The sequence below is a fragment of the Litoreibacter roseus genome, from assembly GCF_009811795.1.
Lineage (GTDB): Bacteria > Pseudomonadota > Alphaproteobacteria > Rhodobacterales > Rhodobacteraceae > Litoreibacter > Litoreibacter roseus.
In genome coordinates, this window is record NZ_BLJE01000001.1 from 718,053 (window position 1) to 742,718 (window position 24,666).

At 57.9% G+C, this 24,666-nt stretch carries 21 protein-coding genes; 10 read left to right on the plus strand and 11 right to left on the minus strand.

All coding sequences use genetic code 11. From position 1 onward, the window contains the following. Positions 1–11: 11 nt before the first annotated feature. Entirely contained in the window at positions 12–1,238 is a 1,227-nt protein-coding gene (locus KIN_RS03630; protein WP_159804577.1) for a urate hydroxylase PuuD, read from the plus strand. Here the strand turns inward: KIN_RS03630 and KIN_RS03635 are convergent. Genes KIN_RS03635 through KIN_RS03650 form a run of 4 tightly spaced genes read right to left on the minus strand, consistent with a single transcriptional unit; the run spans position 1,235 to position 4,632 of the window. Then, entirely contained in the window at positions 1,235–2,062 is an 828-nt protein-coding gene (locus KIN_RS03635; protein WP_279285220.1) for a metal ABC transporter permease, read from the minus strand. The genes KIN_RS03630 and KIN_RS03635 overlap by 4 nt on opposite strands. Then, positions 2,055–2,909, minus strand: a complete 855-nt coding sequence (locus KIN_RS03640; RefSeq protein ID WP_159804578.1) for a metal ABC transporter permease — start codon at positions 2,907–2,909, stop codon at positions 2,055–2,057. The genes KIN_RS03635 and KIN_RS03640 overlap by 8 nt, the downstream gene beginning before the upstream one ends. Continuing rightward, complete coding sequence (locus KIN_RS03645) at positions 2,906–3,754, minus strand: manganese/iron ABC transporter ATP-binding protein (RefSeq protein WP_159804579.1); 849 nt, start codon at positions 3,752–3,754, stop codon at positions 2,906–2,908. Before KIN_RS03645 ends, KIN_RS03640 begins: the two co-directional genes overlap by 4 nt. Then, complete coding sequence (locus KIN_RS03650) at positions 3,751–4,632, minus strand: metal ABC transporter substrate-binding protein (protein ID WP_159804580.1); 882 nt, start codon at positions 4,630–4,632, stop codon at positions 3,751–3,753. The genes KIN_RS03645 and KIN_RS03650 overlap by 4 nt, the downstream gene beginning before the upstream one ends. Before the next feature lie 170 nt (positions 4,633–4,802). Between KIN_RS03650 and KIN_RS03655 the strand changes: the two genes are divergently transcribed. Further along, positions 4,803–5,501 (plus strand): fumarylacetoacetate hydrolase family protein, encoded by a 699-nt coding sequence (locus KIN_RS03655; protein ID WP_159804581.1) that lies wholly within the window; start codon positions 4,803–4,805, stop codon positions 5,499–5,501. A 57-nt stretch (positions 5,502–5,558) separates the two neighbouring features. Here the strand turns inward: KIN_RS03655 and KIN_RS03660 are convergent, their stop codons facing one another. The 3 genes from KIN_RS03660 to KIN_RS03670 form a co-directional block, all read right to left on the minus strand. Next, positions 5,559–7,331, minus strand: a complete 1,773-nt coding sequence (locus KIN_RS03660) for a peroxidase family protein (protein ID WP_159804582.1) — start codon at positions 7,329–7,331, stop codon at positions 5,559–5,561. Between the two features lie 283 nt (positions 7,332–7,614). Continuing rightward, positions 7,615–9,750: a S8/S53 family peptidase gene (locus KIN_RS03665; RefSeq protein ID WP_159804583.1), complete on the minus strand. Its 2,136-nt coding sequence runs from the start codon at positions 9,748–9,750 to the stop codon at positions 7,615–7,617. 14 nt (positions 9,751–9,764) lie between these two features. Next, positions 9,765–10,928, minus strand: a complete 1,164-nt coding sequence (locus KIN_RS03670; protein ID WP_159804584.1) for a phosphatase PAP2 family protein — start codon at positions 10,926–10,928, stop codon at positions 9,765–9,767. A 237-nt stretch (positions 10,929–11,165) separates the two neighbouring features. Between KIN_RS03670 and KIN_RS03675 the strand changes: the two genes are divergently transcribed. The 3 genes from KIN_RS03675 (at position 11,166) to KIN_RS03685 (ending at position 15,226) form a co-directional block, all read left to right on the plus strand. Then, positions 11,166–12,851 carry a hypothetical protein gene (locus KIN_RS03675; protein ID WP_159804585.1) on the plus strand — a complete coding sequence of 562 codons (1,686 nt, stop codon included), beginning with the start codon at positions 11,166–11,168 and terminating at the stop codon, positions 12,849–12,851. A 114-nt stretch (positions 12,852–12,965) separates the two neighbouring features. Further along, positions 12,966–14,384: a hypothetical protein gene (locus KIN_RS03680; RefSeq protein WP_159804586.1), complete on the plus strand. Its 1,419-nt coding sequence runs from the start codon at positions 12,966–12,968 to the stop codon at positions 14,382–14,384. Then, the gene (locus tag KIN_RS03685) at positions 14,381–15,226 is read left to right on the plus strand and encodes a hypothetical protein (protein ID WP_159804587.1); all 846 of its coding nucleotides are present in this window, start codon (positions 14,381–14,383) and stop codon (positions 15,224–15,226) included. Before KIN_RS03680 ends, KIN_RS03685 begins: the two co-directional genes overlap by 4 nt. Here KIN_RS03685 and KIN_RS03690 read toward each other — a convergent pair. Continuing rightward, complete coding sequence (locus KIN_RS03690; protein ID WP_159804588.1) at positions 15,223–16,068, minus strand: amidohydrolase family protein; 846 nt, start codon at positions 16,066–16,068, stop codon at positions 15,223–15,225. The two genes, KIN_RS03685 and KIN_RS03690, sit on opposite strands and share 4 nt — an antisense overlap. Further along, positions 16,065–17,093, minus strand: coding sequence for an aldo/keto reductase (locus KIN_RS03695; protein ID WP_159804589.1), 1,029 nt, complete (start codon positions 17,091–17,093; stop codon positions 16,065–16,067). The genes KIN_RS03690 and KIN_RS03695 overlap by 4 nt, the downstream gene beginning before the upstream one ends. A gap of 99 nt (positions 17,094–17,192) precedes the next feature. Between KIN_RS03695 and KIN_RS03700 the strand changes: the two genes are divergently transcribed. The 3 genes from KIN_RS03700 to KIN_RS03710 are packed head-to-tail and all read left to right on the plus strand — an operon-like array spanning position 17,193 to position 20,583. After that, positions 17,193–17,999, plus strand: a complete 807-nt coding sequence (locus KIN_RS03700; protein WP_159804590.1) for a BtpA/SgcQ family protein — start codon at positions 17,193–17,195, stop codon at positions 17,997–17,999. After that, positions 17,996–19,090: a M20/M25/M40 family metallo-hydrolase gene (locus KIN_RS03705; RefSeq protein WP_159804591.1), complete on the plus strand. Its 1,095-nt coding sequence runs from the start codon at positions 17,996–17,998 to the stop codon at positions 19,088–19,090. Before KIN_RS03700 ends, KIN_RS03705 begins: the two co-directional genes overlap by 4 nt. Beyond that, positions 19,087–20,583: an FGGY-family carbohydrate kinase gene (locus KIN_RS03710; protein WP_159804592.1), complete on the plus strand. Its 1,497-nt coding sequence runs from the start codon at positions 19,087–19,089 to the stop codon at positions 20,581–20,583. The genes KIN_RS03705 and KIN_RS03710 overlap by 4 nt, the downstream gene beginning before the upstream one ends. Positions 20,584–20,596: 13 nt before the next feature. On the opposite strand, the gene KIN_RS03715 is transcribed toward KIN_RS03710, so the two are convergent. Next, positions 20,597–21,151, minus strand: coding sequence for a histidine phosphatase family protein (locus KIN_RS03715; protein WP_207710108.1), 555 nt, complete (start codon positions 21,149–21,151; stop codon positions 20,597–20,599). A 35-nt stretch (positions 21,152–21,186) separates the two neighbouring features. Next, a complete protein-coding gene (dddP, locus tag KIN_RS03720) occupies positions 21,187–22,530 on the minus strand; it encodes a dimethylsulfonioproprionate lyase DddP (RefSeq protein WP_159804593.1) in 1,344 nt (447 codons plus the stop codon). An 86-nt stretch (positions 22,531–22,616) separates the two neighbouring features. Between dddP and KIN_RS03725 the strand changes: the two genes are divergently transcribed. Both KIN_RS03725 and KIN_RS03730 read left to right on the plus strand, forming a co-directional pair. After that, on the plus strand, positions 22,617–23,420 hold the full coding sequence (locus KIN_RS03725) for a heme-dependent oxidative N-demethylase family protein (protein WP_159804594.1): 804 nt from the start codon (positions 22,617–22,619) through the stop codon (positions 23,418–23,420). Continuing rightward, positions 23,417–24,616, plus strand: coding sequence for a class I SAM-dependent methyltransferase (locus tag KIN_RS03730; protein ID WP_159804595.1), 1,200 nt, complete (start codon positions 23,417–23,419; stop codon positions 24,614–24,616). The genes KIN_RS03725 and KIN_RS03730 overlap by 4 nt, the downstream gene beginning before the upstream one ends. The last annotated feature ends 50 nt before the right edge of the window (positions 24,617–24,666 follow it).

A 24,666-nucleotide genomic window follows, 5' to 3' on the forward strand; every position in this document is an offset into this window, starting at 1 on the left:
GGGAGAGGCCCATGTACGATCTTGCCATCCTTTGGGATTGGTTCGCCTTCGCGGTGCGCTGGCTGCACGTCATCACGGCCATCGCGTGGATCGGCTCGTCCTTCTATTTCATCGCGCTGGATCTCGGCCTGAACCGCAACATCTCCGGCCCTGCCGACGGGGAAGAATGGCAAGTCCACGGAGGCGGGTTCTACCATATCCAGAAATATCTGGTGGCCCCCGCCGAGATGCCAGAGCACCTGACGTGGTTCAAATGGGAGAGCTATTCGACCTGGCTTTCGGGCTTTGCGATGCTGGCAGTAGTTTATTGGGCCGGGGCGGAATTCTATCTGATAGACCCTAACGTGGCAGACCTGTCCCTGTGGCAGGCCATTGCGATTTCGGCGGGGTCTCTGGCCGTTGGCTGGCTGATCTATGATGCACTCTGCAAGTCATCATTGGGCAATCAGCCGACAGTTTTGATGCTGTTGCTTTTTGCACTTTTGATCGCAATGTCATGGGGCTACACGCAGATCTTCACGGGCCGTGCAGCTCTTCTGCATTTAGGCGCGTTTACCGCGACGATCATGACGGCCAACGTCTTCTTCATCATCATGCCAAACCAGCGGATCGTGGTCGCCGACTTGAAAGCAGGGCGCAAGCCTGATCCGAAATACGGCAAAATCGCCAAGCTACGCTCGACGCATAACAACTATCTGACGCTTCCGGTGATCTTCCTCATGCTGTCAAACCACTACCCTTTGGCGTTCGCGACGGAATATAACTGGATCATCGCGTCGCTCGTTTTTCTGATGGGCGTTACGATCCGCCATTACTTCAATTCCATGCATGCGCGCCAAGGCCGTCCGGACTGGACATGGGCGCTCACGGTGATCCTGTTCATCGGCATCGCATGGCTCAGCACCGCCGGGTTTTCGGAAGATGAAGAGGCAATGGGACCCGCCGCGCAAGCCTTCGCAGAGGCTGAGCAGTTCGCGGAGGTCCAGGATATCGTGCTTGGCCGGTGTTCTATGTGCCACGCGAAGGAACCGGTGTGGGCGGGTATCCGGTGGGCACCAAAGGGGGTTCATCTGGAAACCCCGCCGCAGATCGCGGGCGCTGCGCGGCAGATTTATCTACAGTCGGGGGTAAGCCACGCGATGCCCCCTGCAAACCTCAGCTATATGGAGCCGGAGGAACGCGCCCTGATCCGCGCTTGGTACCAAGCTGCCGCGCCTTTGCGGCTGGCGCTGGACTAGACGCTCTGGCCACGCGGCGCGCGCAAAACACTCCGCAGGAAGGCCGCAATAAAGAGCAGGGTCATCACCATTACGATGGTTGGGGCGGGGGCGCTATCGATGAAGAAGCTGGCGTAAACTCCTGCAAAGGAAGAAAAAATCGTGACGCCAACTGCTGTCACCAGCATGATCCCAAAGCGTCGTGTGATCAGGAATGCGATGGCGCCCGGTCCGACCAGAAAAGCGATAGCAAGGATGATGCCGACCGCTTTCAGTGCGGCCACCACCGTCAATGACACCGCAGCCAGAAGCCCGAAATGAAGCCACCGGACATTCAAACCCGTGGCGCGCGCTTGCTGTTCATCAAACGCGTGAAGCAACAGGTCACGCCAGAAGAAGACCAGGCCAAGTGCCGTCAATACGGCGATGATCCCCGTGGTCCAGAGATCGACAGGACCAACGCCCAGCATGTTGCCGAAAAGGATATGATCGAGATGCACATCGCTTTCGATCTTGGTGTAAAGCACGATGCCCAAGCCGAACATGCCGGAGAACACGACACCCATTACCGTGTCGCGTTTTACTCGCGTGTTCTCGTCGATCCACCCGGTGAGCAGCGCGCAGATCATGCCCGCGAAGAACGCCCCGAAAATCAACGGCAGCCCGGCGATGTAGGCAAGAACCACGCCCGGCAGCACCGCGTGGGAGATCGCGTCGCCCATCAGCGACCACCCTTTGAGCACCAGAAAGCACGACAAAAGCGCCGAGGGGACCGCGAGCAGGCAGGTGATCAGAAACGCGTTTTGCATGAATGGGAACTGAAATGGCAGAAACATCTCATCCATGGTGAAGCGCCTTCGCGGCACGTGCGCGGGCTGCCCGCATGCCGTGTTTCGGGGCAAAAAAGAACGCCGTGAGGAAGACACTTGTCTGGAGACATACGATGACACCACCCGTCGCACCGTCGAGGAAATAGCTGATATAGGCGCCCAGAAAAGAGGTCATGGCACCGATGAAAACGGCAATGACCAGCAGGCGCTGGAAGCGGTCGGTCAGCAGATATGCCGTGGCGCCAGGGGTCACGACCATCGCGATCACAAGAAACGCGCCCACAGTCTGTAAGGCCGCGACGGTTGATGCGCTCAGCAATGTGAAAAACAGGATTTTCAGCAGATCAGGTCTGAGACCGATGGACCGGGCGTGGCTTTCATCGAAGAACGTCACCATCAGATCTTTCCACTTTAGCAGCAGGATCGTGAGAGACACCAGCCCGATCAGCGCCAATTGCAGAATGTCAGACGGAGAGATCGCCAAAATATTGCCAAGGATGATCGTCTGAATGTTCACCGATGTGGGTGACAGCGAGACCATAAAGAGGCCCAGCCCGAAGAAGCTGGTGAAGATCAAACCGATGATGGCGTCCTCTTTCAGCCCGGTCCTTTGGTTCAGAAACAGCATCGCGCCCCCGGCCAACCCGCCTGCAAAAAAAGCGCCAAGCGCAAAAGGCAGGCCCAGCATGTAGGCCCCTGCGACGCCCGGAACGATGGAATGAGACAAGGCATCCCCGATCAGGGACCAGCCCTTCAGCATCAGGTAGCAGGATAGAAACGCGCAGACCGACCCGACTAGCGCCGATACCCACATGGCGTTGAGCATGTAGGTGTAGGTGAAGGGCTCCCATAGGGCGCTCATTTTTCTTTATCCTCATAAATGACGAAGGGGCGTTCATCGTCCGAGATGACTGTCAGTTCACGTCCATCATCATCGTCATGCAACTCGTCCCCGCCCATTACGAAGTGCCGCAGAACGCCACCGAAGGCCAGTTCGAGGTTCTTGCGGGTGAAGATTTCTTCGGTTGGCCCGTAGGCCAGAACTGTGCCTTTAATCAGGATGGTGCGGTCGCAAAACTCAGGCACGGACCCGAGGTTGTGTGTGGAGACCAGCATCACCCTGCCTTCGTCTCGCATATCGCGAAGCAGGGCGATAATCTCATCCTCCGTCTGTACGTCGACACCGGTGAATGGCTCATCCAGAAGGATCACTCGGCTGTCCTGCGCCAAGGCGCGCGCAAGAAAGACGCGCTTTTTCTGTCCGCCGGACAGTTCCCCAATTTGCCGGTGTCGGTAAGGATCCATCCCAACCCGTTTAAGCGCGAATTCGACCGCCTTGTGGTCGGCTGCGCGGGGAATGCGCAGGAAGCCCATATGCCCGTAGCGGCCCATCATTACGACGTCTTCGACCAGAACCGGGAATGACCAATCCACCTCCTCGGCCTGGGGCACATAGGCGACCGTGTTGGCGCGCAGGGCGTCCCTGACAGTGCCACCAAGGATGCTGATATCGCCGGAAGCTGCTGGAATAAAGCCCATCAAGGCTTTGAAAAGTGTGGATTTTCCGGATCCGTTCACCCCCACCAACGCGGCAATCGTCCCGGTGGGGAGTTCGAAGCTTGCATCGCGTAAGGCGGTGTGACCGTTTCGATAGGTAACCGTGATGTTTCGGGCCGAAATCCCTGTGGGGGCCTGATCGAAACTCACTCGCTCAACCCGTTCACGATCGTCTCACTCGTCACCCGAAGCAGGTCGAGATAAGTCGGCACCGGGCCATCAGGGCCGCTGAGGCTGTCCACGTAGAGCACGCCGCCGTAGCGCGCACCGGTCTCTCGTGCGATCTGCTCTGCCGGTGCCGCAGACACAGTGCTTTCGGAAAAGATCACGGGGATATCGTTGGCCCGTACGGTGTCAATTACAGTGCGCACCTGCTTTGGTGTGCCTTGTGCGTCGGCGTTAATGGGCCAGAGGTAGAGCTCTTTCAGATTGAAATCTCGGGCCAGGTAGGAAAAGGCCCCTTCAGACGTCACCAGCCAGCGGCGATCTTCCGGAATTGTGTTCAACGCTTCGCGAAGCGGCGCGATAGTCTCAATGATCTCCTGTTTGTAGTTCTCGCCATTCGACTGATAAATCGCTGCGTTTTCGGGGTCATGCTCGGCAAATGCTGCAACGATATTATCCACGTAAATCAGCGCACTATCGAGCGACATCCATGCATGCGGATTGGGTTTGCCTTCATAGGGTCCCTGCGAGATGCCCATAGGCTCTACCCCGTCGGTCACGACCGCAGAGGGGACGTCGCGGAGATTGCGAAAAAACTGTTCGAACCACAGTTCCAAATTGAGACCGTTCCATAGCACCAAATCGGCATCTTGCGCGCGCAGGATATCGCGGGGCGTGGGTTCGTAATTGTGGATCTCGGCGCCCGGCTTGGTGATGCTCTCAACCACCGCCACATCGCCTGCCACGTTGCGTGCCATATCTGCGATCACTGTGAACGTCGTGACTGCCTTAAAGCGGTCCTGTGCAGCGGCTGGCATCGCAAGTGTGAGGACTAACAGACAAAAGACAAATGTGCTGCGCATGGAGAGTGGTCCTTTAGCGAATGCTATAGAATAGTTCTAAGTTGCAATATGCGAATGGCTTGCAACAAGTCAAGCTAGTTGCGAATTATTCTCAATAATGTGTTGGTGGAACGTAATGTACTTCCGCCAGTTGAAGCGCTAGTTTTTTGAGCGAGGACTTGGGGGTGTATATGCAGTATGTTTTTGAGCCGCCGGTGCAGCCGAGCGTTGCAGTGCGCGGACAGGTGGCCCGGTTTCCCGTACGCCGCATTTTTTGTGTCGGGCGAAACTATGCCGCACATATCCGGGAGATGGGCAATGATGAGCGTGATCCGCCGTTCTATTTCACCAAGCCCAATGACGCGATTGCCGAGAGCGAATCGACACTGCCCTACCCACCTGAGACCCAAGATCTGCATCACGAGGTGGAGCTTGTTTTGGCCCTCGGAGGAGGCGGTGAAAATCTGAACGTGGCGCAAGCCCGGGAGCGGATATGGGGCGCGTGTGTCGGGATCGACCTGACGCGCCGCGATTTGCAGACCGAAGCGAAGTCCGCCGGGCACCCTTGGGATATGGCCAAGGGGTTCGACAACTCTGCACCGTTGGGCGCGATTGTTCCTTTATCGGAAATCGACACATTGGATCGCGGGCCGATCTGGCTCGAGGTCAATGGCGAGCCGCGGCAGGATGGGGATCTGTCCGAGATGATCTGGAGTGTGGAGGAATGCGTGGCTCACCTGTCAAAGTTCGTGACCCTACAGCCGGGCGATCTGATCATGACGGGAACACCATCGGGCGTCGGACCTGTCGGAATGGGGGACAAGCTGGTCGCGGGTATCGGCGATTTGCCAGAAGTCGATATTACGCTCGCCGCGCAAGCTTCTGCATAAAAAGGAAAATCCGGGGGTCTTCACCCCCGGATCCTGCTGGAAACCGCCAACCAAATGTCAAAGCAGTCGGGTGGCTTCCATCATTTTGGCCACACTATCGATCACGACGCCATCGGGTTTGACGCCGTCATTCGGGTGCCAGTCGCCGGGGCGGGCGGTGGCGTTCCAATAGCTCTGGGGATCATTGGCTATCAGACCCATCAATGTGTCAGCCACGATCCGACTGCCGAGCGGGCCAAGCTGACCATTCTTGCCCAACTCCTCGGCTTCTTTGAGGATGTAGAACCACAAGGGTGTGTGCTCTACGAAGTTGCCGGTTCGGATCGCATCTCCGGTTGTGCCGGAGGTTAACTGCGCTTCACTCAACTCTGGGAGGGAGATGCTGTATGTGTCACGCAATTTCTGAAGGCAGGCCTGCGCAGAGGGCAGGTTCAGCCTGAGACCGCGCCGCAAATTGCGGCTGGCGAGATGTGCCATGCGGCCATTGATGCCTGGATTTTCGTTAACCATCGCGCCGAGGGGGATGGCGATGTTCGTATCGATGCGCCGCGCCGACCTGTCAGGCGCGTCAGCCGTGGGCGGATGGACAAACCGGTCCCACTCGATAGGCCAGTGATCTGGCAGGCTGGGGGCGCCGCGCATGCCACCGTTGCCCGTGAACTGAAAGAGCAAGGGAAAGTCGGCCTGATCAAGGACGGGATCACCGTGGGGGCGACCGAAGAACCTGTTCCAGTCGTAAGCATCGCGCACCATGGTGTGACCAAATCGGAAACCCGCTACGGAAAACTCCAGCGGCAGCGGCAGCAGCGATGGGTCACTGGGCCGGTTCTTGTCGAGGAAGTCATTATAGACGCGGGGCCCAGCCTCCATCACATCGACCAATGTATCGGCGTCACAGATCGCCGGAAGATACGCATTCGCGACAAGCCATTGGTAGTGCCAGCTTGTCATTTTCCGCCCCCAGTTGAACAGGGCGTCGGCGTCGCCATTGGGCGCGTCGGGATGCTCATGAGCGTGATCAATGATCCGGTTGTGCAGGCGGATGACGGCAAGGTGGAACTGAGCCACCGCAAGGTTCTCATCGTTTCGCATGTCGCCGATGATCGCCCGCTGCAAATTGAGACTGTCATCTTCCTTGATGAACATTTTACGCAGATCATCGGGCAGGGCGCGCAAATCGGCCTCGGACAGCGGTGAGCCGTTGCCCTCGATCAGTCGACTGACACGCAGAAGGTCGCGCGCTTCATCGTCGGGATCCGCCGGAAAAGGAACTGTGCCGATGGGGCCAGGGCTGACCTTGCCTGCCCACAACTTGGAACGATCCGCAGGAAATCGCAGCGCTTCATCCAGCTTCTTGGCAAGCGGGCCTTGAACAGGACCACCCCCATGAACGCTGTCGAGGTTAAGCGTGCCAGCCCGCAGATTCTGAAGCTTCTTGCTGACCTCACCGCGTGCAACGGGTGTCACAACCTGCGTGTCGATGATTGAGAAGCCGGTCTCGCGATCCGTGTTCGCCGTGATGTCATGGTCGATGAACTGACCGAAATACGTAAAAACGGGAGGAATCGAAGAGTTTTCGATCTCGTCCTGAGGTGCTTGAACCATCGCATCTGCCAAGTCGTCCAGATGCCGGGTGGTGTCTGCGCTGACAGGGATGCCGTCGCCGTCCGGAAAGAAGTACGCAAACCGGCCAAATTCCGGTTCGGTAGGATAGTCTTCGGGGCAGGAGTACCCGCAGGCATAGGAGACTGACATTCCCTTGCCTGCGGGGTAGGTATGTGCGTCCCCGTCGGGGACGGCTGTGGTGCCATGACCAGGTAAAAGTAACATCTGAAATCTTTCTCGTTAAAACAATCACGTGCTACAAAAGTGGACTTCAAAAGGTGATCTTTACAAAAACGCTGCCAGAAAACTAAAACAAGGCAACTCGTTACTACAGTTACTAAGATACCGGATTTGTTGAAAAAATCGATATCGTTAACGTGAAATTACCGTCAAAAAGACACCAATTTGACAGGAAAAATTGACGTCAGGGCAAGAAATGAAAAACCCGGCGCGATGGCCGGGTTTTTCAGAGGGTCTTTTGCGAATCCGAGGGTCTTCGTGACGTGTCTCAAGAGCCGTAATCGACCCGCTTCAATCTGTCATCAGTCAGCGCCTCAAAGCGTCCGTCGCCTGACTTCCAAGGGGCAACGCCACCTTCATACGGCCTGTTTGGCGTTGCCTCCGCCGCAGCCGCAGCGGCCAGCATGTTGGCCTGACTTCCCAAGGTCGACATCGGGTTGCGTTGGACATGCCATGTTGCAAGATCCCGCGCGACCCATCTGGTTCCGAAAGCAGTCGCAAAGCTGGTGCCTTGCATGATGACCGCCGATGACGACCTCGCACCTGCCGCCATCTGGCCCGTATGAGCTGGACTGTCATCCGCAGGGAATGATGCGGTGGGCGAAGTTCTGTTGGTCGCGTTGGCTCCGGGTTTGCCAGTCGAGGAATAGGGGGCTGGCCGTCCGTCAGTTTTGCGATGACCCGCAACGACGATGGCCTGTTCGAACGTCGCAATCGCGTTCAGGGTACCTTTCCGTTGGACTGGTCCAAACGCGCCCGCAGGCTCCAGATCGGTGGGCCCGCCGGGGCCCACTGGAAACGCATAGGTGTCGCGTAGCGATCCGTCGTGCTCCATCCGTTCGTAATGCGGATGATCGAAGTTCGACAATAACCCGGTCGTGGAACTGGGCCGGGGCGATTGATCCGATTGAACGTAACAGAAAGCCGATTGATCACCGGGCCAATGAGCCGCCTTGCGCACCCGGATGGTCCAAAGTCCCGCAGGAGCCGCTATCGCAGGACCGGTGTAGCGGAGTGATGGTGCCCCGCAGATGACGTATCTGACTCGCCAAACCGGAACGGGTCCGCCGGGTCGCTGCTGCGTGTTGCCTTCCAGCCGACAATAGATGCGGCAATAGTCCGAGAAGGGCAGAAAGCTGTCGGGAAAACCCGGTCCGATGGGAAGTTCGCGCCCGTCGGGCGCCGTCAGGCCAATCTCGAGCGGGAGACCGGGGGTTAGTACCGATGGATCTTCGATGATATCAGACCAGACCTCAACATAGTTGGAAGATTGATCCTCCGGCAATGTCCGCCAGGGCAGCTCCAAAACAGGACTATCATCTGTTAGCGTTTCTTCGGCATGCCCTTCTTTCAGGTTGTCGTTACCCGCAGGCAAAACAATACGAACAGGGGCTTTCGCGTCTTCAGCCCGCTGCTTGGTGATCCGTGTGATGTATTCCTCTATGATCATGGTGCCGTCTTTGGGGCCAGCTTGCAGGCCATAGGAAAGATTGATCACCACGGGATAGCCGCGCACAGTTTCGGTGGAGCCATAGGCTTTTTCCCAGATCGCGTCCGCCATATCCACGATCCGCTGAATGGCGAAGACAACAAAGTATTCGAGAAAGCTGCCGGAAGATCCGATTGTTGCCCGCGCAGGCAGGTTCACCGCGATAATCGGCTGTTTTGCCAAGTCATCCGCATTGATATCGGTGCGGTGGATGTCCTCGCCCGCGGCGAGGTCCAGCACATGTGTGCCGTGACTGACCCGAAGATCGATGTCCCGTTGACCAAGCGCGTCGTCATAGTTGCTGACGTGAGCCTCGCGATAAAACGCGGTTTCATCCAGCCAGCCATCCGGAGTGCGATGCTGTGCCAAAAGGCTGTTCAAAGCCGTCTGCTGCAACTCTTCCCCAAACGGTAGATGCACCTGACCGTTGAAGGGGGCAGTTTGCTGCCAAGATGACAGGATGCGCGTTTTTTTCCCGTCTTTTTGCATGAAGCGTTCATGTCCTAGAGCAATCGCTTCGTCGATGATGCCCACGATCACGCTGTCCTTGGGGGGCGCGTCGTCGATGCCATCAGCGTCTGCCCACCCGGTCGTTGAGTCGAAATCGGGGTTGTCCGCGAAATCAGGAACAGGAATTGCTTCCCGATCCTGCTCATCTGTGCCGAAATTACCCATGATGGCCAACGTCGCCCGTCCGCTTCTTACCGGTGCACTGGCACCCTTCTGCGGCGCACGTTTGACTGTGTCAGGCACGGTCGCGCGCTGTTCGATTTGAACGTCGCGTGCGTCGTCCGGCAAAACCTTGCGCTGAACGGCGAGCCCGTCCACACGGTCACGGTTCTTGCCTTCATTCAACAACCACCACGACAGATAGGGTGTGAACCGCTCAGCATTAGGATCTTCTTCCCATTCCATATCCAAATCCCGTCCTAGCTTGGCCACTCGGCGGCGGCTTCTTTCCATAGGCGGCTGAGCACTGCTTTTGATGACGTATCGAATGCTTTCAGGGCATCTGCATATTGCGCGTCCGCCATCCAATCGAGACTGAAGTCATCCGTCGGATACATCCCAGTGTCACCCGCTTGTGCGGGGTCCAGAACATCGACCTGTTGGCCGTTTACAGGCGCCACGTGGGTCTGCAGGTTCTCATTTACCTCGAAGGTATAGCTGCTGAAATCATTGCCAAGCGATGCATTGCAGAGCGCCAGCACCACGTTCCCGATGAAGCAGCCCATCTGCGCGCCAGCGGCGCTGTCGACGGGGAAATGAACACCTGCAACCGTGCGATTGGCGGCGATCCGCTGCGCAAGCCGGAAGGGCATGGCTTTATCGGCAATGCCCTTCGCCGTGCTCGTGCCGAAGATCAGACGGTTCATCACGGTCGCCAGAATAAACGCCTCTGTTGCGTGGCCCGATGGAAACGTGGAATGATCCGGCGTTTGGATCATTGGCTGAACCTGAGGCGAGAAATCGATGGGGCGGGGCGCACGGCAGTAGTGCTTGATCTGCATCTCCAGCCGGATCGCCAGCCGCTGGACCGCGTTCAGCAATTCCAACGTCTTCCGTCTGCGCGATGCGTTGAGGAACCCGATAGATCCATAGAACGACAAGAGATCCCCGGTCTGGACATTGATTTCTGCGATCCGGTCGCTGCGCAAGTCGGCATACGCCCGTAAAAACGGAAGTTGGAATTTCAGGAAATCATTGCTTGGGCGAACGATCTTGAAGCTTTTCGTGCCCACGCGCAGGGTCGCTGATCCGTTCGAGCCGGTAATTCGAAACGGCGCTGACAACTCGGCGTCAAAGATGATCGCGCGGGTTCCAGCCTGCAAATAGCGCAGGTCGGTGTCAGTGGTTCCGATCTGTGGCGGCGTTAGTGCCGGTGGGGAGTAGGGCGGATTCCATGGTCCGACAATTGCGTCGTGGGTCATCACCAAAGCGCTGTTCATCAGTGGCGAGTCTCCACCTCCGGCGTGGGCCGTTCCCTGACCTTGCCCCTGTCCTTGTCCCTGACCTTGCCCTTGTCCCTGTCCTTGGCCCTGACCTTGCCCTTGGCCCTGACCCTGGCCTTGTCCCTGACCTTGTGCTGGCATGTGTGTGTCCCCTCTAAAGACTGGTTAACGTGACGCCTTACGAGGCCGTTGAAATTAACCTTGCGTCAACGGAGTTTGCGCCGTCAAACGGGGTTTTTGCGCAATTTTTATGATGATCAGCCGGTTTTTTTGACATTAACCGCTGTTGCGTGAGGACCTGATTTATGTTCGGGTAAGCAGAACAGCGCCGATTGATTAACGATTTTAACAGCGTTCAACGCTTGCAAAGAGATGTACATGCAGGCCGACACCGACATATTACGCATCATTCTTGGGGGTCGGTTCCGTCTGGAACTTTCATCCGGGGCTGACGTGACCCCAACAAGCGCCAAGGCCCAGGGTCTGCTGGCTCTTTTGGCGAGCGCACCGGGTCATGAACGCACCCGCCTCTGGCTGCAGGAAAAACTGTGGAGCGACCGGGCGCGTGAGCAGGCAGCAGCAAGTCTCCGGCAAGAATTAAGAAACCTGCGTATCGGTCTGGGGGATAACAAGAAAATCCTGATCCAGAACCGTATGGTTATCTCCCTTGATACGGAATTTTGCGGGATCGAGGATGATCTTTCTCCGGGACAGGAATTTCTCGAAGGTATCGACATTCGTGATGCGGCGTTCAACGACTGGCTGACGGCAGAACGACACCACCGCCATCTGGTAGAAGCAACGGGCGGCGCAGCACGCCTTGCCAACGTTCCCGGAACGGCGGCTGCATCGGGTTTGATCCGCCCTGATCCGGCCTATCCCGGACGCGTTCCAGCCGGACTTCTGCGCCGCGCGATTGTGTTCGAAACTTTCGCGAAGCCAGGCGATCCGTTGCACGTTTTGGAAACGGCATTCGTCAGTTTCACCGCGTTGGGACTGTCAGAAACCATGTCCGTCGACGTGTTTCAGGGGCGCACGCCGAGCACGCCACCCGACGCTATTCAGATCAATGTGCAAAGCTTCCTGACGGGGCCGGACAAGACGGGTATGAAAGTCAGTGCTGAGGACGGCGCGCGTCACCAACTGATCTGGTCAGGGATAGAGACAGTGCCAAATTTTGGCGCAGTGCCGGTGGACCATCCAGACATTTTGCGGCTGTCCAATCAGTTGATCGAAGCGCTGGCAGATGCGCTCTTGCTCAAGACGGAGGGCATTCCGGACTATATGGATGCCAGCCTCATGGGGCGAATGGCGCTGCGGAAGATCTTTTCGATGCAGGCCGAGCAACTTGACGAAGCCGACAAACTGCTCGAGACGGCATTCGAGCTCGACCCGCGGGGTATTTTCGCAGCATGGCGCGCCCAGCTACGCGTCATTCAACATGTCGAACGCTTTGACGACGATGCGGATCGTCTCATCGCTGAGGCGGAAGACCATTGCTACACAGCACTTGAGGTTGAGCCGTCAAACTCGATGGTGTTGGCTGCGGTCGCCAAATCCCGGTTGGTTCTGAACGATAACGTGATGGCCTGCCATGAGTTGGCCACGAAGAGCGTTGCACTAAACCCATCAAACCCGTTCGCGTGGGATATTCTGTCGACCGCCAAGCTTTATGCCGGGGACCACGAGAAAGCGCACGCGCTCGCGTTCAAGGCGCAACAGCTTGGCGTGCGTTCGCCACACAGCTTCTGGTGGGACATGGGTCGTTGCGTCACTGCCGCTTTGACGGGCAGGGCCGAGGAGGCGTTGCGTCTTGCAGAGGTGTCCCATGCGCTGTCGCCTCATTTCAGGCCGCCACTGCGATATCTTACGGCGCTCTACGCGGCCCAAGGTCAGATGGAAAAGGCGATTTATGTCGCGCGCAAGTTGAAGCAGCTTGAGCCTGACTTTTCGCTGGAACGTATGGCACAGGACGCGAAGTATCCCGTTTCGCCTCTTCGCAAGAGTGGCCTTCTGGACAAGGAACGCCTGTCTGACATCAGCGGCGACGAGAACGTAACCTAGGCGTCGCGGCGCGGTCCATTTCCCAACGTTCGCACCACTTATGCCGTATTTCGGTCATGTTCGAACGCCAGAATCATTCAAGTTTCCAATGAATTTACATTGTGGACCGGGGTGATGGGCAACAGGCAAGACGATTTTCAAGCGAGACTTGAGCGTATTCAGGCGGCGTCACGCGCGCGCTTTGATGAAGAATATGGCGTGGCACAGAATCCGGTCGTATCCGGGCGCAGGCCCGAGCCGTTGCCAAGCCGTGCGCCGCGTCGTCGCGGCTTTGGGGTGTTTGGCGTCTTATCTTTTATGTTTGTCATTCTGCTTCTGATTGGCGGTGCCGGCACCTATGTCATTGCCGATCGGGCGATCAGCCGTGCCAGCGAGGGGGAAAATCTGGCTGGCATGAGCCTGACAGAACTTGTGTTGGAAGAAGCGCGCGGACTTCTCGATGGTGGTTTTTCGGGCGTCTTAAACGGCGAGGCTGCTTTTTTTTCACAATCACAGCGCGAAACCGGACCACCTCAGCGGCCTTGGCCGGACGCTGCCAGTTTGCGGGTCCAGACCGACCAGGGCACAATCTTAAAATCGCCCGCTGTCGCCACGCGGGATAATCGCGATATCCGTGCGATTGAGCTGGCACGCGGATTTGTCAGAACCACCCCAGCCCATGAGCCCGGCAACGTGATTCCTTTCGAGTTCAATACGGAGTGTACCCTGCGCAGCCCGCGGGCCGGTGAAAATGTTGTCAATGTGCGCTTGGCCTCTGCGGGGATGGAGACTCAACTGCAGGCCTTCAGCAAAGCGGCGCTGGCAGATGTTCTGGGCGACCGACTGAAATCCGTCACCCGGAAACAGCGAGAGTACAACGCAGACACCGAGATCAAAGGGGAGGTGCGGGCCGTAGATGTATTCATCACAGACACGTCTGCACCCCAATACGTGATCTTTCAAACCATTGGCCCCGGCGTGATCTGGAATGTGCATCTGGCCGATGGCGTCACTCTGGCCCATGTCGCCATGATCGGCGCTGAGGCATCTGGGTTTGCAGGTGCTCAGGAGAAAACGACCTTCGAAGCCCTGCGCGTCGGCGACTTTGTTGGGGGCCATAGTTTTGGCGCGGATGATCGTGATCGGGAGTGTATGATCCGGCCGTGGCGCGAACCGCAGGCCCATTGGGGCAATGTGAAGAAAGCGGTCAAAAATAACCTGCTCTACGAAAATCAGGTCCACAGCTACACCACAGGCCACGCAGCCTATGATCGCTGGATGACGTCCGCTATCGGATATAGCGCTGATCACAACCTGATCACCGCGAAGGAAGCGAGCCATATCCTGATTGGCCCGATGCCCGAAACGCGCCTGACATATGAAAGTCTGCAGAGCCGTGACATCGTGATGTCGGCTTACGACTATTTGTTCTTCGGACCAGCGGATGCACGTGCCGCCGCGACCACGCGCATCCATGACGAGGTCATAAACGCTGCGATAGGCGGCGATCCTGATCAGATCCTAGGCCCGGTGATGGAGGTTCTGTCTCAGTGATCAAGTGGAAGCTCGCCGTTTTTGCTGTGGGGCTTTTGCTGGCCTCACCCCTATTGTTGCTCAACGTCTGGGGTATCAAGACCTCCATGTGGGCCATAGATGCCACCCGTGCAAACGAAGCGGCGTTGGCAGGGGAAGCCCCGAAACCTGTCGGAAAAATGCCGGTATCGCCCTTTCAGTGGATCCGCGACAATGCGCGGGTGCGTGCAGAATTCGATCAGACCGCTGTGAACTGGCGGCGTTCGGTTTATGTCAGCGACAGCGTTGCGGTGGAAGACTTGCTGACACCCGGTGAGGCTAGTCCAGACCCGGCGTTTGCGCCACTCTACGCGGAGGCGCGCGCCGCGCGGCATTTGATCGGACATTGCGAGGACGTGCTCGCCAAGCTAGGCACTAAATGCGCGGTTAGCGAGGCGTCTGCCAATGCTGCGCGTGACGGCTCATACACAATCTCGGCTCGCCTGTCATATGCGCCGTCCTATGACTTGGGGACGCCGGAAAAGATGCCCGGCGGTGGTCTGGTGACTGCCAGCACAAGACTGGGTGAGAACGTGAGCGACGATGAACTTCCATTAAATTCGGCCGAAGCGCGCCGGGGCTTCATGGATCAGGCCTTGGCAATCTGCGAAAGTATCAGAACCCGTCACGGCACCTGCATTATAAACTCGATTTCCATAACTCGCGTGGTGAAACGGCAACGCCGTGCGGATGTGGAGGCAGGCCTTCCACCGCCGCCGGTTCGATTGCGCGCAACGGCACAGTTCACCATCTACGCCAAGGAAAACCGTGAAACCCAAAAAGCCTTCCGCGAAGAACTGACCGCGCTGGCCGCTGCGACTTAGGTCAGCCCGTAAAACCGCGCCGCAGTGCCACCAAAGATTTGAGCCTGATCCTCGGCGGAAAGATGGCTCACGAAATCTTCGGCCATCCCGCGCCAGTCATCGTATTCGGCCTGCAATCGACACACCGGCCAGTCCGAGCCCCACATGATCCGATCCGCACCAAAAGCGTCGATCACATGGGCGGCGAACGGCTGGATGTCTTCAGAGCTCCACCCGTCATCCGCCTCGGTAACAAGCGCTGAAAACTTACAAACACCGGAGGTTTCGTTCGCAAGGCGGGTAATGCCTGCGGCCCAGTCCGTCATCGCGTCCAGCCCAGCCATTTGATCCCTGATTTGCGGTTTCATGCAGTGGTCGTAGACGATGCGCAGTTTTGGATACCGGATGGCAATTGTCAGAAAATTCGCGAGGTGCCGGGGAAAACCAAGAGCGTCGAAGGTGAGGTCCAGATCAATCAGGGCATCATACGCCCATTGGACATCATCTCGCAGCATCCAGTCCACATCTGGAATGTCTTGGATCATCGGTCGAACGCCCAGGAACTTCGGATGCTGGGACAGGCGTTCCAGATGGCGGCGATGATCTCTGTTCTCGAAATCGATCCAGCCCACAACGCCCAGAATACTGGGGGTCGCGTCCGCAAGGCCCAGCATGTACTCGGTTTCCTCCACGGTGGCGGCCGCTTGAACGACAACCGTTCCATCAATACCGTGCTTGCCAAGCGCAGGGGCGAGGTCGTCAGGTCCGTAGGGTCGGTTGAGCGTCGAATTTTCCTTCGGCATCCAGTCATAGTCGCCGCGTGCCGGGTTCCAGTAGTGCTGATGGGCGTCGATCCGGATCATGTCGGTGCGTCCTCCCGCATGAAACCTTGGGTCTTGAGATCATCCCAGAGTGCGGCAGGAATTTCTGCGTTGGCGGCTTTGAGATTGCTTTCCATCTCCTGAACGCCCTGACCGCCCGGAATGACCGAGACGGTTGTCGGATGCAGCAGCGGGAACTGAAATGCAGCGTCGATCATATCGACATCGTGATCTGCACAAATCGCCTCAATCCGGGCCACCCGGTTCATAATCTCGGGCGGCGCCGGGTCGTAGTTGTAATAGGCGCCCTCGACAGCGCCGGTCGCGAGAATACCCGAATTGTAAGGGCCGCCCGTGACAATCCCGATCCCGCGCGCGTGGCAGAGTGGTAAAAAACTGTCCAGCGCGCCTTGTTCCAGAAGGGTATAACGCCCGGCCAGAAGGAAGAGGTCGAAATCACCGCGCTCGGCCAAGGTCTGGCAAACCTCCCATTCATTGATGCCACCGCCTATGCCCGCGACTGTGCCTTCGTCGCGCAGTTTGATCATCGCGTCATAGCCACCCTTATCGAAGAACTCGGCGACTCTTGCATCTGACGCCCCCTGCGACCCGTGTGTGAAAACGCAGAGATCGTGAACGTAGAGGATGTCGATCCGGTGCACGCCAAGCCTCGCCAGTGAAAACTCGACCGATCGCATAACGCCGTCATAGCTATAGTCGAACACTTCCTGGCGGGGCGGCACCTCAAACCATTTGCCGAATCCGCTTCGCTCGTCAGGGGGGCAAGGTTGCATCAGTCGACCGACCTTCGAGGACAGAACGTAGTCATCGCGCGGCTTATCTCGGAGAAATGAATTCAGCCGTGTTTCCGCCAATCCCAAACCGTAGAGGGGCGCGGTGTCATAATATCGAACGCCCCCCGCCCATGCGGCGTCCAGCGTCGCGCGAGCCTCTTCATCACTGATCGCTTTATAGAGGTTACCCAATGGCGCTGTACCGAACCCAAGTTCCGTGAACGTCAGCCCGCCGGTGCCCCGTCGGTCCCATGTCCGTGTCTTCAACCCCATGGATTTCCCCCCCCCCCATTTATCTGCCCAAACACGATAACGGAGTTTCCCTTTGCGTAAACAGGGTTTGGCGTCTTAGGGTTCAGATCGGGGGGATTGATGCGCAACCAGTTCAAAGAAATACTCAGCACATCTAAACCTGTGATCGGCATGGTTCATCTTGGTGCATTGCCCGGTGCGCCGCTCTATGATCAAGCCGGTGGTTTGGAGCGGCTTGTTGCAGATGCCCGGGCTGATCTCACCGCACTGCAGGGCGCAGGTTTCGACGCGGTTATGTTCGGTAACGAAAATGACCGCCCGTACCAGTTCAAGGTGGATACCGCCTCGACCGCCGCGATGGCTTACGTGATCGGGCAACTCAAATCAGTGATTGACGTGCCATTCGGAGTGAATGTTCTGTGGGATCCGATGGCCACTGTCGCTCTGGGGGCCACCACAGGCGCGCAGTTTGTGCGTGAGATATTCACCGGGCAGTACGCATCTGACATGGGTGCATGGACGCCCGATGCGGGTGCAGCGATGCGCTATCGCAATCGTTTGGGGCGGGCTGATATGGCGATGCTTTACAACGTATCGGCTGAGTTTGCGCATTCGTTGGACGCCCGTTCTTTACCGGATCGGGCACGCAGTACAGTCTTTTCATCTATTCCCGACGCCGTTCTGGTCTCGGGTCAAATCACCGGCGAGGCAGCCACGCTGTCCGATTTGGAAGCTGTCAAAGCCGTCTTGCCGCACACGCCGGTTCTGGCAAATACAGGCGTTACCCATGATAGCGTTGCGGATGTTTTGGCCGTCGCAGATGGCTGTATCATTGGCTCAGCCCTCAAGGTCGACGGGGATACGTGGAACGCAGTCGACCCCGACCGTGCGCAGGCGTTCATGGACCGCGTGAGGACGCTGCGATGATGCGCGATCTGCTTATGTTGCTGATGCAGATCCCGGGGCTGTCCGGAAATGAAGATCGCGTGCGACAGGCAATTTCCAAGACGCTCGCTGATCTATGTGTTGAGAGCCGAAGCGATCGGCTTGGCAACCTGGTCGCCACCTTTGAGGGTGATCCGGGTGCTCCATCGGTGATGCTGTTCACGCACATGGATCAACTGGGGTTTGTCGTTCGAAAGGTAGAGCCGGACGGTTTTCTGCGGTTGGAGCGTTTGGGCGGCGTTCCGGAACGGGCGCTTGCATCGCAGGCTGTGCTGATTTGCGTCGGGCAAGGACGCGATGTGCCGGGGGTCATCGCGAACAAGAGCCATCACGCGACCCCGCCGGGCGAGAAGTATCATGTTGTCCCATACCGAGAACTCTATGTCGACGCGGGCTTTGCGTCCGCAGAGGAGGTCGCGGAAGCCGGAATCCAGATCGGGACCCCGGTTGTCTATCGCCCTCAGAGCTTTGCATTGGGGCCGCACCGTGTTGCAGGCACCAGCGTGGATGATCGTGCAGGATGCGCCGTTTTGCTTGGTCTTGCCGCTGATCTTGCTGCACGAAAAAGTGGTCCGACGGTGCATCTGGCGTTCACGGTTCAGGAAGAATTCAACCTGCGAGGCGCGTTGCCCTTGGCCCAGGATCTGAAACCTGACATCGCTATTCAAATCGACCTGATGTTGGCGAGCGATACGCCAGACAGCAAAGAGTTGGGTGACATGTACCTTGGGGCAGGGCCGGGGATGAGCCTCTATTCCTTTCATGGGCGCGGCACTTTGAACGGTGTCCTGCCGCATCCTGCCTTGGTCCGACTTTTCGAGGCTAGTGCTGAAGCGCAGGGATTGACGCTTCAACGCAGCGCGCAAACGGGTGTGTTGACGGATCTGTCCTATGTTCAGCATGTTGGCGCCGGTGTTGCGAGCATTGATCTGGGGTTTCCGATGCGGTTTTCCCACTCCAGTCTTGAGGTGTGCGATCTGCGCGATCTGGACGCGCTTGTGATGCTGCTTGGTGAAGGCGTGTCTCGGATTGGCCCGGATTTTTCGCTAAACAGGGATGAGGGGCAGGCGTGAGCTATACACTCGGGATTGATATCGGCACATATGAGACCAAGGGCGTTCTTGTCGATCACGAGGGTCGCGTTGTCGCTCAGGCGGCGCGCGGTCATAAGATGCTGGTCCCGCAACCGGGCTGGGCCGAACACAGACCAGAGGAAGATTGGTGGGAAGATTTTGTCCACGTTTGCAAGGCGTTGCTATCCGAAAGTGATGTCGATCCGCAGAACATAAAAGCCGTCGGATGTAGCGCGATCGGACCATGTATGCTGCCCGTCGACGATGAAGGCGCGCCGCTGATGAACGCCGTGCTCTATGGCGTCGACGGTCGTGCCGAGGTCGAGGTTCGGGATCTGACTGATCGGATCGGCGAGGACGTCTTGGTGAAGCGCTGCGGCAACGCCCTGACATCGCAATCAGTCGGTCCGAAGATCCTATGGCTCAAGCGGCAGCGGCCAGATATTTACAGGAAGACGGCACAAATCTTTACCTCAACCAGCTTTCTGGTTCGACGTCTGACCGACCAGAACGTCATCGATCACTACACGGCCGCAAACTTCACGCCGCTTTACGATATTGCGGCGCAGAACTGGACCGATGATCTTGCTGACGACATTATCGACCTGGAAAAGCTGCCCCACTTGATGTGGTCTGATGAAATTGCCGGGCACATCACCGCGCAAGCGGCGCAGGCAACCGGTCTCGCCGAAGGAACGCCTGTTACCGCCGGAACTATAGATGCGGCGGCAGAGGCGCTGTCGGTCGGCGTCGATCAACCGGGCGATATGATGATGATGTATGGCTCGACCATTTTCATGATCCTCAGAACCGCGCAGCACGTGAGTGACGCGCGACTCTGGTCCGCGCCATGGCTCTTTCGGGGAGAATTCGCGGCCATGGCAGGCCTTGCGACAAGTGGGACGCTGACCCACTGGTTCCGGGACCAGATAGCGCGCGACCTTGATGCGGCAGAGGCGTTCCCGCTGCTTGCCGCTGAAGCAGGCGCCTCGAAACCGGGCGCAAACGGTCTACTATTCCTCCCCTATTTCTCAGGAGAACGGACGCCAATCCACGACACGCATGCCAAAGGCGCAGTCTTTGGACTAAATCTGACCCATACGCGCGGGGATATGTACCGGGCGGTGATCGAAGGTATCGCTTACGGCACGCGGCACGTAACCGAAACGTTTGCTGATCTAGGGCAGCAGGCGACGCGACTGCTGGCTGTGGGTGGCGGGACGAAGAACACGCTTTGGCTCCAATCAACCTCAGATGTCACCGGGATTGACCAGACAGTGTGCCAAGTGACAACCGGTGCAAGCTACGGGGACGCATTTCTTGCGGCTTTGGCCATCGGCGCAGTTCAGCGGTCGGATCTGAGCCAATGGAACCCCGCTGTCCAAGACGTGCACGCAGCGCACTATCCAATTTACGACAAGCAATACGCCCTATTTCGCAAGCTCTACGAGCAAACCAAGGATATCGCAGCCGAGCTTAGCGCACCCGCCTGATCCCGAACCGCACTCATAGCGTGCTGATCGCTGTCATCTCTTCCGCCATGCGCCATCCATGTCTGACTTTCATATCGGGCAGGGTCATCTGCCAGATGCAACCGCCGCGCTTCTGGTCGTAGACGCGACTGATCGGAAGCTCGGCATAATGGCAATAAAGCAGCGTTCCGACCGCGCCATGGCCGATGCAAAGAATGTCGCCCTTGGGCGCTTTTGCGATGACGTCTACGGCAGCTTTAACGATGCGGTCTTGCGCATCCACTGCCCGTTCCCATCCTCTGACGGACATATCCGGCTCTGCGAAAAACGCATCGGCCATTGCCTCGAACTCAGCGCCGGGTAGAAATCCGGTGGCGCTGCGATCATTTTCGCCCATGTCTGCGCGGGCCGTTGACTCGATGCCCAACCGTTCGCACAGAATGTCGCCGGCCATTTGCGCCTTCCGTTCGGTGCTGGTGTAGATATGCCCAACGTAATTCAGCCAGGGGGCCCGGGACAGCGATACCATGCGGTGCTGGCCCATGTCTGATAGCGGCCAATCCGGGGCCGGAACATCGTCATCAATCACGACTTCCGGATGGCTCAGGTAGATGAAATGTCTGATCAGAAATCTTTCGTAAGCTGAAAATCATGGGGATACCGGGTCAGGTTCTCGTAACCGTCTTCAGTAATCAACACCTGATCTTCCAGCTTGATCGAAAAGTCACCCCCAACTTCGCCAACCAACGCTTCGACGCAGAGTACCATGCCGGGCTCTGCAACCGTGTCAAATGCACCGGGCACCATGTGATCCGGATAGGCGATTATGGGCCATTCATCACACAGACCGACGCCGTGCATAAGACAACCATACTTCTGAGCTTGATATTTATCCGGCAAGACATGCGTGTTTCGACTGAGATCTTCAAACCGCACACCGGGTCGCAGCATCTGCATGTTGGTCTCAATATGCTCTACCGCAGTCTTATAGGCCTCAATCATATCAGGCCGCGGCGGTCGGTCGCCGATCCACCACGTGCGGGAGATATCGACGCAGATCCCATATGCGCCGACGAGATCTGTATCGAAGGCCAGAATTTCATTCGCTTGCGTAATACGTGGACCACATTCCTGAAACCATGGATTGGTGCGGGGACCGGAGGTCAGCAACCGGGTTTCGATCCATTCTCCGCCGCGCTTGATATTGTCGGCATGGAGCACCGCCCAGATATCATCTTCGGTCGTGACGCCGTCGCCCATATGAGTTCGCGCGAAGTCTTCCATTGCAGAGATAGACGCTTCGCACGCGTGGGAGGCGCAGCGCATTGCGCGGATCTCATCTGGTCCCTTCACAGACCGTGCGCGTTCCGTCACGGCCTCACCGTCCATCACCTCAAGGCCGAGGTTTTCGAGTGCTCGCAAGCCATGGACCATGATCTTGTCGACGGCGAGACGCCTGTTATGTCCGGCATGCGCGCTTAGAACATCGGCAACCTCGGCCGCGAAGGTGCTGGCGGCCGCCTCTGACTTGTCACCGGTCGCGAAGTAATACATCGAGGCGCCGGATCTCTGTTCGCGGACCAAAGGATTGAATTCGCTCAGAAACGGCGAGTTCTTGTAGTCCCAGATCACCATGTAGCCATCCGCACACAACAGCACTGCGCGAAATGGGTTGTGTGTGTTCCAAAGCTGCATATTTGTGCTGTCGGTCGCGTAGCGGATGTTCAGTGGATCGAACATCAAAAGGCCACCATAGTCCCGCGCCGTGATCTGATCTATCAGTCGGGTCCAGCGAAAGGTCCGCATCCGCAAAAGATCGGGCAGTTCCAGCCCTGCGTCCGCCCATTCCTCGTAGGCCAGCATTGTGGGCCCGATTTCCATGCGGTCATTGCGGTTGAGGTTTCCGTCGCCGAGATGATCGCCCGCATTTGGGTCGATCTTTCGGTCATCGCGATGATGCAGGTTCATGCTGTCATCCTCCCTGAGGTAAAGATGGAAGCCGGTTTCTGCCCATGCTAGGCAAAATACGTCACTCCGCATGTCGATTTAAGAGCATGAATACCGCCATCTGTCAGAAATCCTTACCTTTCGCGCCGTGGATGCAGGCTGTGTCGCGCCGGTTGCCCGGGGTTCAGCCCGTGTCGCTGGAAGAATGGCTTCAGGTTGATGATGCGTATTCCGCGCAAATGACATACCGGGCGCGGCTTGTTTCCGGCAAAGGACAACAGGTGTTGCGCTGCGATCCAGCGTGTCGCGACGCCGCCTGCGAACTGTTGGGAATGGTTCTGACGCACATCCCACGCCTGGGTTTTGAGTTTGTTGGGGATGGGTCAGTCCTCCGCCCCGACGGTGTGAGTGTCCAACTCGATAACGCGCGCCCGCTTTGGACCCTGTCGCAATTGGTTCAGGAAGACTTTCTCATCCTGCAAAAAGAAGGGGACCGTCACGTGCTGCGGGGCGCGTTGCTGTGTTTCCCTGCCAGTTGGGCGCTGGACCAAAAATTCGGACATGGACTAACGGAGATCCACACGCCGGTTGAGGAATACGACGACAACATCGCGCGACGGGTTGAGCGACTGTTTCACGCGGCGCGGGCGGGGCAACCCTTGATGCGGGCCAATGCGCTGCGGTATCGCGACCCTGACCTCTACCATCCTCGGCGTGGCTCCGACACAGACCGAAGCGCGGGGACCTATATTCGGTCTGAGCGCCAGACAATCCTCCGGTTGCCGGAAACCGGTGCTGTCGTGTTCTCGATACATACATATCTGGTGCGGGAGGCGGACCTTAGCCCTGACCAGACCGCCGGTCTTTTGCGCCATCCGATTGAGATGCCCGCGGGCGAGATGACCCCTTGACTGACCAAGATGCCCATGAGCCGCTACCATTCCCGGACCGTGATCCGGCAGATGAACCCGCGCGTTTGCAGGTTACGTCGCCGTCCCATCCGCTTGAGGTTGACCACTTCCTCTTTAAAGGGCGCCGGGACTGGTCACAGGGTGTCCGCATTTTGGTCGCCGGTGGCGGCACCGGGGACGCACTGATCCAGATGGCGCAAGTGCTTACAACGGCGGGAAAACCCTATGAGATCATCTATCTTGATACCGCGATCAACGCCCGCGCGATCGCGGAGGCGCGTGCCGCAGCGCGCGGGCTGACGGGGGTCCGGTTTGAAACAGGGTCCCTTCTTGACGCCGCGCGGTTCGATCTTTTCGACTACATCGATTGCGCCGGCGTTTTGCACCACCTTGCCGATCCGCAGGCTGGCATAGACGCCCTCGCAGGGGCTTTGGCATCCGGTGGGGGAATTGGACTTTCGGTCGCTGCGCCGTTCGGGCGCGAGGGGGTTTTAGCCCTTCAGAAGGCCTTCGCCGAGACTATCCCGCAAGGCGACCCCGTGAAGCGTCTTGCCGCCGCGCGGGCGGTTTTCGCCCGTATTCCTCAACGCCATGCCGTCCTGAGTAATCCGCATCTTCGGGCTCAGATTGCCACGGATGCGGGCTTCTATGATCTGTTGCTCAAAGGTCCAGACCAGCCTTTTGCAATGGATCAGCTGATGGAAGCATTGACGGCAGCGGGACTGGCCGCGACGGGATTGCCGCAAGCACATCTGTACGATCTCGCCCGGTTTTTCCCTGAAGACCTTGAGGACATATCCCCGGTCGCTGCGATGGCGCTGGCGGAGAAATTGGATGGTACAATCAGATCGCATGCGCTTTATGCCACCCATGCAGGCTTGGCAGAGGGCCGGGTTGCGCAGGGGCTTGATGCAGCCGATGTACCACATCTGCGCGGTGCGTCCGGCCTCAACCTCGCAAAAATGGTGGCAGCGAAGGGCGCACTTTCCATAGCGTTGAGCGGTGCGCGAACGGTTCTTCCCGTGCCTGCATCCGCAGCGCCGATCCTTGCAGGCATCACCGGCCACAAGACACTGGGGCAGTTGCGGGAAGCGGTTGGGTTGGACACCGTCAGCTGGGGCCCGCTCTGGTCTACGCTGCACCGCGATCTCACACGCTTTGGTCTTCTGCGCTATTCGCGCCTGTTGGTATCTTGATCGCTGGCTGATAAACAACTGGCTCGACTGCACGGCCTTTGCTAGCGTGC